The 8,483-nt window shown below is 66.9% G+C and carries 7 protein-coding genes and 2 pseudogenes; 5 read left to right on the top strand and 4 right to left on the bottom strand.

The genetic code is table 11. The features are described 5' to 3' along the window. Window positions 1–1,128 (bottom strand): ABC transporter substrate-binding protein (locus tag A5658_RS13295; RefSeq protein ID WP_067335410.1); only part of this gene is annotated, 1,128 nt, incomplete at its 3' end. A 67-nt stretch (window positions 1,129–1,195) separates the two neighbouring features. Here A5658_RS13295 and A5658_RS13290 point away from each other — a divergent pair. Further along, window positions 1,196–2,023, top strand: coding sequence for a hypothetical protein (locus A5658_RS13290; RefSeq protein ID WP_067335400.1), 828 nt, complete (start codon window positions 1,196–1,198; stop codon window positions 2,021–2,023). A 49-nt stretch (window positions 2,024–2,072) separates the two neighbouring features. Continuing rightward, on the top strand, window positions 2,073–4,028 hold the full coding sequence (gene acs / locus A5658_RS13285) for an acetate--CoA ligase (RefSeq protein ID WP_067335406.1): 1,956 nt from the start codon (window positions 2,073–2,075) through the stop codon (window positions 4,026–4,028). On the opposite strand, the gene A5658_RS13280 is transcribed toward acs, so the two are convergent. Then, complete coding sequence (locus A5658_RS13280; RefSeq protein WP_369830519.1) at window positions 4,029–4,730, bottom strand: serine protease; 702 nt, start codon at window positions 4,728–4,730, stop codon at window positions 4,029–4,031. It lies immediately after the preceding gene. 176 nt (window positions 4,731–4,906) lie between these two features. On the opposite strand from A5658_RS13280, the gene A5658_RS13275 reads away from it, so the two are divergent. Both A5658_RS13275 and A5658_RS13270 read left to right on the top strand, forming a co-directional pair. After that, on the top strand, window positions 4,907–5,434 hold the full coding sequence (locus A5658_RS13275) for a phage holin family protein (protein ID WP_067335396.1): 528 nt from the start codon (window positions 4,907–4,909) through the stop codon (window positions 5,432–5,434). Continuing rightward, window positions 5,435–6,403: an alpha/beta fold hydrolase gene (locus tag A5658_RS13270; protein WP_067335393.1), complete on the top strand. Its 969-nt coding sequence runs from the start codon at window positions 5,435–5,437 to the stop codon at window positions 6,401–6,403. On the opposite strand, the gene marP is transcribed toward A5658_RS13270, so the two are convergent. Both marP and A5658_RS13260 read right to left on the bottom strand, forming a co-directional pair. Then, on the bottom strand, window positions 6,396–7,586 hold the full coding sequence (gene marP / locus A5658_RS13265; RefSeq protein ID WP_067335388.1) for an acid resistance serine protease MarP: 1,191 nt from the start codon (window positions 7,584–7,586) through the stop codon (window positions 6,396–6,398). The genes A5658_RS13270 and marP overlap by 8 nt on opposite strands. Continuing rightward, window positions 7,586–8,194 (bottom strand): annotated as a pseudogene (locus tag A5658_RS13260) (CoA pyrophosphatase); the annotation flags it as partial. The pseudogene A5658_RS13260 and the gene marP, both read right to left, overlap by 1 nt. 63 nt (window positions 8,195–8,257) lie before the next feature. Here A5658_RS13260 and A5658_RS13255 point away from each other — a divergent pair. After that, window positions 8,258–8,483, top strand: a pseudogene (locus tag A5658_RS13255) (CoA pyrophosphatase); the annotation flags it as partial.

Raw genomic sequence — 8,483 nt, 5'->3', positions numbered from 1 at the left:
GCCGTCGGCGTTATAGGAAATCGCGTATCTGCCAGACCATTTCGAGATCGCATCGGCCTGCGACCACAGCGTCCGAGCCTGATTCGGGTCGAAGTTCAGCGCCTCGTTCCCTTCGATGTTGGGGTCGTATCCCGGCAGCGAACTCGCGGTGAAGTCGCGGGCCGGTGTGCGTGCGCCGGAGAAAATCTTGCGGCAGATCTGGTCGCGGTTGATCGCCGCCGAGATCGCCCGCCGGCGCAGCCGTCCTTCCTCACCGGAGAAGTGTGGCAGCCGCATCGGTGTGTCCAGAGTCAGGTTGACCGCCGCGGGCGCGGTCACCGCTCGGTCGCCGAGGTCGCGGCGGTAGACGGTCAGCACGCTGGGCGGAATCGTGTCCAGCACATCGAGATTGCTCGACAGCAAATCGGCGTAAGCGGTGTCGAGGTTGGCGTAGAAGACGAACCTCAGTCCCTTGTTGTGCGGCGTCCGGTTGCCGTGATAGCCGGGGTTGCTCACCAGGTCGAGCTTGACGTTGTGCTGCCAGGCCGGATTACCCGGCTCGTCGCCAAGTCGGTACGGGCCGTTGCCGATCGGATGCTGACCGAACGCCGCCATGTCTTTGAACGCCGCATCGGGCAGCGGGTAGAACGGCGAAAAGCCCAGTCGCAGTTTGAAATCGATGGTCGGTCCCTTGAGGCGAACGGTGAATTCACGGTCGCTGACCACCCGCAGTCCCGACATCGCGGTCGCGGTGGGCTTCGATGCGGCCACCGCATCAAAGCCGACGATGGGCGAGAAAAAGCTTTGCTGCAGTTGGGCATTGGTAGCCAGCGCGCCGTAATTCCAGGCGTCGACAAAGGAGTGCGCGGTGACCGGCGAGCCGTCGCTGAACGTCCAGCCCGGTTTGAGGGTGATGCGGAAGTTGACGTCGTCGGTGGTATCGATCGACTGCGCGACCTCAAGTGAGGGTTCGCCCCTGACGTCGTACGACATCAGCCCGGCGAACAACCGGTCGACGATCCGGCCGCCGTTGGTGTCGTTGGTGTTGGTCGGGATGAGCGGGTTCTGCGGCTCGCCGGCATTGACGATCACCACGTCGGTCCGGACGCTGCCCGTCCCGCAGCCCGTCAGCGATGCGGCAACCATCATCGCGGTCGCCGCGAAGACGCGAAACAGATGCACGCCTCCGCCTCCGATCCGCCATAGACTTTCCGGCGTGGTTGTCACCGAACTCGCCGAGGGTAGCGCCGCCGAGCACGCCGGGGAATTGATCGCGGCGTTCGGCTTCCCCGTCGTGGGGCTGATCTTGCTGCTTCTCGGCCTGCGGCAGCGTTCCCAACGCCGCAGGCAGCAGGCGATGCCACCAATGATGCCGCCTCCCGGCCCCTACCCCTACGGCTATCCCCCGCCGAACGCCGGCTACCCGAACCAACCCGGGCCGCCCCCGCCGACAATGTACCCACCGCCTGGGTACCCGCCGGCTAACCCGCCCGGCTACCCGGCGCCGCCTGCCCGTGGCTCGTCGGGCGCCGCACTGATCGTGGTCGGCTCGCTGCTGCTGGCATTTGGCGTGCTCGGGTTTCTCGGTCGGGTCGCCAACGTCGCCAACCGGGTCGACAATTCCGCCCATGTCGGAGATTGCCTGAGCCAGAACGATTTTCGGGATAGCGTCCTAACCCCACCGCATCGTAACTGTGCGGATCCAGACTCGATATTCGAGGTCGTTGCCCGGGGCGACGCGTCGGCGACGTGTCCCGACGGCAAGGTCGAGAAGTCCGCCTATGCGTATCTTCGTGACGGCACGACGACACTGTGCTTGATGCTCAATCTCAAGCAGGGTCAGTGCTATACGGCGACAGGCACGCCCGACAATCCATCGTTCGCCTCGGCCACCTGCACGGGCTCGGGCCCGCGTGTCGAAGTCGTCAAACGGGTCGACGGGAGTGTGGACGGCTCGTTGTGCCCGCCGGGGAGTCGGGCATTCACTTACCCCAAGCCGGCGCGGTTGTTTTGCCTGGAGCGCGTCCGTAACTGGTCGAGCTGACGCCCAGTTCGCCCCCTCGCCGCATCGTCGCCGGGCTAGGCTCGTGCGCGTGACCGAGACGCAGACGCACGCACCGTCGTATCCACCCTCGAAAGAGTTTGCCGCGCAGGCTAATGCCCGCGATGACCTGTACGAACAGGCCGAGCAGGACCGGTTGGCGTTCTGGGCCGAGCAGGCTAACCGCCTCTCGTGGGCCACACCGTTTTCGGAGGTGTTGGACTGGTCCGCGCGTCCGTTTGCCAAATGGTTCACTGACGGCAAACTGAACGTCACTTACAACTGCGTCGACCGGCATGTCGAAGCCGGCAACGGCGACCGGGTGGCCATCCACTGGGAGGGCGAGCGGATCGGCGACGACCGCACCCTGACCTACAGCGATCTGCTCGCCGAAGTGAACAAGGCCGCCAACGCGCTGACCGGTCTGGGCCTGGTCGCCGGCGACCGCGTCGCGATCTACATGCCGATGATCCCCGAAGCCATCGTCGCGATCCTGGCCTGCGCGCGACTCGGCGCGCTGCACAGCGTGGTGTTCGCCGGTTTCACCGCCACCGCGTTGGGCGCCCGGATTGATGACGCCGAGGCCAAACTGCTGATCACCTCCGATGGCCAGTTCCGCCACGGCAAAGCGGAGCCGTTGAAGGAGGCGGCCGACCAGGCCGTCGCCGACACCAACACGGTCGAACACATCCTGGTGGTCAAGCGGACCGGCGCCGACATCCCGTGGACGGAAGGCCGCGACGTGTGGTGGCACGACGTCGTCGATGCCGCCTCACCGGAGCACCAACCCGAGGCCTTCGACGCCGAGCACCCGCTGTTCTTGCTCTACACCTCGGGCACCACGGGCAAGCCCAAGGGCATCGTGCACACCAGCGGCGGTTATCTCACCCAGACGTCCTACACGCACTACAACGTCTTCGACATCAAGCCGGAAAGCGACGTGTTCTGGTGCACCGCCGACATCGGCTGGGTCACGGGCCACACCTACGGCGTCTACGGCCCGCTGTCCAATGGCGTCACCCAGGTCATCTACGAGGGAACGCCATCCACCCCTACTCAGCACCGGCACTTCCAGATCATCGAAAAGTACGGCGTCACAATCTATTACACCGCGCCCACGATGATCCGGACCTTCATGAAATGGGGCCGCGAAATTCCGGACGCCAGCGACCTGTCGAGTCTGCGGCTGCTCGGGACGGTCGGCGAGCCGATCAACCCGGAGGCCTGGCGCTGGTACCGCCGCGTCATGGGCCGCGATGCCGTCCCGATCGTGGACACCTGGTGGCAGACCGAGACCGGCTCGGCGATGATCTGCCCGCTGCCCGGTGTGGCAGCGGCCAAACCGGGTTCGGCGATGACACCGCTACCGGGCATCTCGGCGAAGATCGTCGACGACAACGGCAATCAACTCGCGCCGCCGTCGTCCGACGAGGGCGAGCACACCAGCGGGTACCTGGTGCTCGACCAACCTTGGCCCTCGATGCTGCGCGGCATCTGGGGTGACGACGACCGGTTCCGCGAGACGTACTGGTCCAAGTTCGCCGAGCAGGGCTGGTACTTCGCCGGCGACGGCGCGCGCTACGACACCGACGGCGCGATCTGGATCCTGGGCCGCATCGATGACGTGATGAACGTGTCCGGACATCGCATCTCCACCGCCGAGGTCGAGTCGGCTCTGGTCGGCCACGCCGCCGTGGTCGAAGCCGCGGTGGTGGGCGCTACCGACGAGACCACCGGCCAGGCCATCTGCGCATTCGTTGTCCTGCAAGCCGACCATGCCGAGACGACCGGGCCGGAGATCATCGACGAGCTGCGCGGCGAGGTGGCCCGGACGATTTCACCGATCGCGCGGCCGCGCGAATTGCACGTGGTGCCCGAGTTGCCGAAGACCCGCAGCGGCAAGATCATGCGACGGCTGCTGCGCGACATCGCCGAGAAGCGCGAGCTCGGTGACACCTCCACGCTGCTCGACCCGGGCGTGTTCGACGCGATCCGGGCCGCCCAGTAGCTACGGCGGGATCGGGACGAACCCGGCGCCGGGGCGGTTCTTGGCCTGCAAGTCGGCCAGGTCGGCGTTGATCGACTGCACCACCGCCGGCGTGTGCAGCGGGATGTACTTGGTGATGCAGACCGGCAGGTTCTCGCTGAACGCGCCGTGGATCATGCCGACCAGTTGATCGTTGACGGTCACCGGTGCGCCCGAGTCGCCGGGCTGCCCACACACCTGCATGAGAATCGTGCCGGGATCCTGGCCCGGCCCCCAGGTGACGCCGCAGGAGTTGCCGGTGGTGCGGCCCTGCTTGCAAGCGATTTGCCCGGATGCCGGATCGGGCCCGATACCGTTGATCGCGAAGCCGCCGAAGTCGGCCTGCGGCAACACCTTGGCCTTGTCGAACTGGATGACCGCGTAGTCGAGGCCGTCGTTGCCGGCCACCATCGTTCCCACGTTGCCGCGCTCCTTCGCGGCCTCGGCAACGACAGGCGCGCCGGGTCCCCCGCAGTGCGCCGACGTGAATCCCATCAGGTCACCCTTGGGATCGGTGCCGATCGTGGTCAGGGTGCACAGGGTGTCGCCGTTGACGAGGATGCCCGCACCGCCGCCGAGCGGGATGCGGTCGTCGGCGCGGGCCGGGACAACCGGCGGCCCGAGCCCACCCGCCACGATCAAAGCCGTCGTGATCCGGAGCAGCCGACGACCCATGGTCTGCAAGGCGGTTTTCTCCCGTCGGCAAATGTGCACCAGTACACGGCTGCGCAATTCTAGCCCGATCAATGCCCCTGGGGGCCGATCCTCAAAGCGCCTAGCCTCGTCTGCCATCGGACTGCATGGCAACATGAACCCGGACAATCAGCGAGCTGTCCGGCCACTATGCAGGAGGACCGTCTGTGAGCAAGTCAGATCGAAAGAACGGCAACGACCGCCCTGATGGCGTCCCCAGCACGCTGACCACCATCCCGCTGACCGATCCGCATGCGCTGTCCGCCGAGCCGTCGATCGGCGAGTTGGTCAAAGAAGCCACCGCCCAGATGTCGACGCTGGTGCGCGCCGAGGTCGAGTTGGCCCGCGCCGAGATCACCCGCGACGTCAAGAAGGGTCTGACCGGCAGCGTCTTCTTCATCTCCGCGCTGGTGGTGCTGTTCTATTCGACGTTCTTTTTCTTCTTCTTCCTGGCCGAACTGCTGGACACCTGGCTGTGGCGCTGGGCGGCGTTCCTGATCGTGTTCGGGATCATGGTGGTGGTCACCGGGGTGCTGGCCCTGCTCGGTTTCCTGAAGGTGCGACGGATCCGGGGTCCGCAGCAGACCATCGAATCCGTCAAGGAGACCCGCTCGGCGTTCACGCCGGGCCACGACAAGCCCTCGACGCCCGCGCTGAATCAGGGCGGAACGCCCGCCGATCCCTCGGGTTGGTAGATGGCCCCACCAGATCCGTCGGTCACGCGTATCGACGGTCCATGGCGTCATCTGGATGTGCACGCCAACGGCATTCGGTTCCACGTCGTCGAGGCGGTCCCGGATGACCTGGAAGCGAATGCCACCCCTGCCACCGCGCGGCCCTTGGTGATCATGCTGCATGGCTTCGGTTCGTTCTGGTGGTCGTGGCGCCATCAGCTGCGTGGGCTGACCGGGGCGCGGGTGGTCGCGGTGGATCTGCGGGGCTACGGGGGCAGCGACAAACCACCGCGCGGCTATGACGGCTGGACGCTGGCCGGCGACACCGCGGGATTGATCCGCGCGCTGGGACATTCGTCGGCGACGCTGGTCGGGCACGCCGACGGCGGACTGGTGTGCTGGGCCACCTCGGTGTTGCACTCGCGGCAGGTGCGCGCGATCGCGGTGATCAGCTCGCCGCACCCGGCTGCGCTGCGGCGCTCGGCGCTGACGCGCCGCGATCAGGGTCGGGCGCTGGTGCCTTCGTTGCTGCGCTACCAGGTGCCGTTCTGGCCGGAACGCGCGCTGACCCGTCATCACGGCGCCGGACTCGAGCATGTGATCCGCAGCCGTGCCGGTGCTAAATGGCTTGCCTCCGAAGACTTTTCCGCGACGATCGACCACCTGCGGCAGGCCATCCAGATCCGATACGCGGCGCATTGCGCACTCGAATACCAGCGTTGGGCGGTACGCAGTCAGTTGCGCGAGGAGGGCCGGCGCTTCATGCGGTTGATGAGCCGGCCATTCGGCATCCCGATGCTGCACATCCACGGCGACGAAGATCCCTACGTGCTGGCCGATCCGGTAGAGCGGACACAGCGCTACGCGCCACACGGCCGATACGTGTCAATCTCCGGCGCAGGGCATTTCAGCCACGAGGAAAAGCCCGACGAAGTCAACGCGCACCTGTCGCGGTTCCTCGAGCGGGTCTACCGTTCGCCGGTCAACTGACGCACTCGCCGGTGGACACCGCTGCGGTGTCACCGATGTGCGCAAGCTGGGCGGCGACCTCTTTGGCGGTCAGCACGAAGCCGGTGTCGTTGTCGTCGACGGCAGCGCCGAACACCACACCGATCACCTGTCCGTCCAGGTTGATCAACGGCCCGCCCGAATTGCCTTGCTCCACATTGGCTCTGACGGTGTAGACCTCGCGGTTGATGGTCGCCTTGCGATAGATGTCGGGGCCGTTCAGCTCGATGAGTTCACGGATCCTGGCTGGCGTCGCCATGAATCCACCGCCACCCGGGTAACCCATCACGATGCCCTCGGTGCCCGAGGTCACCGGGGCGCTGGCGAACGCCAGCGGCCCGGCCGGCAGATGCGGCACCGACAGGATCGCGATGTCGACGGTCGGGTCGTAGGACACCACCGTGGCGTCGTACGGGTTGCCGCTCGCTTCCACGGTGACGCTGTTCGCTCCCGCGACCACGTGGGCGTTGGTCATCACGCGATCCGGTGAGAGCACAAACCCGCTGCCCTCCAACACTTTCGAGCAACCCGGTGCGATCGCGCGGATCTTCACCACACTTGGTTCGGTGTTCGCGACGACCGGGTTTTTGGCCAGCGCCGAGTCCGGAGCCGCGACCGCGACGACCGGAGTGCGGCTGAACGGCTCGAGCACCTGCGGCAGACCCGAGGTATCCAACAGCGCGGACAGCCGCTTGGGCACCGACTTGAGCCAGTCCGGCGCGTAGTCGTTGACCTCACCGAGCACCCGCGAACCCCGCACTGCCGCAGCCAAACTGGGCTGACCCGCTGACGACGTCAACGGGGTCGCGAGCATCCACGCCGCCACCAACACCACCACCAGCTGCACCGCGACGCCGACTAGCGAGTCGAAGAACCGGACCGAGTTGCTGTGTATCGCCCCGCGAACCGCGCGACCCAACACCACTCCGGCCACCTCGCCGATGACGACCAGCGCCAGGATCAGGAACAGCGCGGCGAACAGCTTGGCCCGCGGCGCGGCGACGTGCGCAACCAGGTGCGGGGCCAGCAGCACACCGGCGATCGCGCCCAGCAGCACGCCGACGAACGACAACAACGAGCCGAGCGCGCCCGAACGCCATCCCGAGACCGCAGCGATGAACGCGACTGCCAGCACCGCGATGTCCAACCATTGTGAGGAGCTCATCAGGCATCTTCCTCGTCGCCGACCAATGCCATCGCTTCGTCGAGTTCACGAATATCGCTGGCGTCCCAGGGCTTTGCCCAGCCAGCGACATCCAACATCGCGGAAATCACCTGACCGGTGAAACCCCAGACCAGCATCTGGTTCAACAGGAATGCCGGCCCGGCGAAGCGGCGGCTGAGGGTGCGGCGGTACACCATCAGCCGGTTGGCGGGATTGATGAAGGCCCGGACCGGAACCCGGGCCACGATTGCGGTCTCGGCCTGATCCACGACGGCCACCGGCCCCGGATCCGGCGAGTACGCCAGGACGGGGACGACGTGAAAACCGGACGGCGCGATGAACGTTCGCTCCATCGTGACCAGTGGATGCAGTCGGCTGGTGTCGATGCCGGTTTCCTCGCGCGCCTCACGCAGCGCGGTGGCCACCGGCCCGTCGTCACCGGGGTCGGATGCGCCGCCGGGAAACGCGGCCTGACCGGCATGGTGGCGCAACGACGCAGCCCGCACGGTCAGCAGCAGATCGGCGTCGTCGGGCAGCGAATCGGGTGCGGCGCTGCCGGACTCGGCTGCCGGCGGGCCGGAGAACAGCACCAGCACCGCGGCGTCGCGGCCCTTGTTGCCCGCCAGCGCCTTGGACGCGGTCGGGCGGCTGGATGCGCGAAGGGGGCGCCAGTGACCGGAGGCGGCACGCGCAGGAGCCTGGGCACGGATCTGCTGACACCCGAATTCGGCCCGCCCTGGCTGCGACCGCTGGTCGACAACGTCGCCGAGATTCCCGACGCGTACAAGCGGCGGCTGCCCGCCGACGTGCTGGCGATGGTGACCGCGTCCAAGGCGCTGGCGGGCAACAAGGGCCGCGACGCCGCGGTGCTGGTGCTGTTCTCCGGCCCGCCGGCAG

It is taken from the genome of Mycobacterium sp. 1245111.1 (assembly GCF_001673405.1).
Taxonomy (GTDB): Bacteria; Actinomycetota; Actinomycetes; order Mycobacteriales; family Mycobacteriaceae; genus Mycobacterium.
This window is presented reverse-complemented; position numbering and strand designations above follow the sequence as displayed.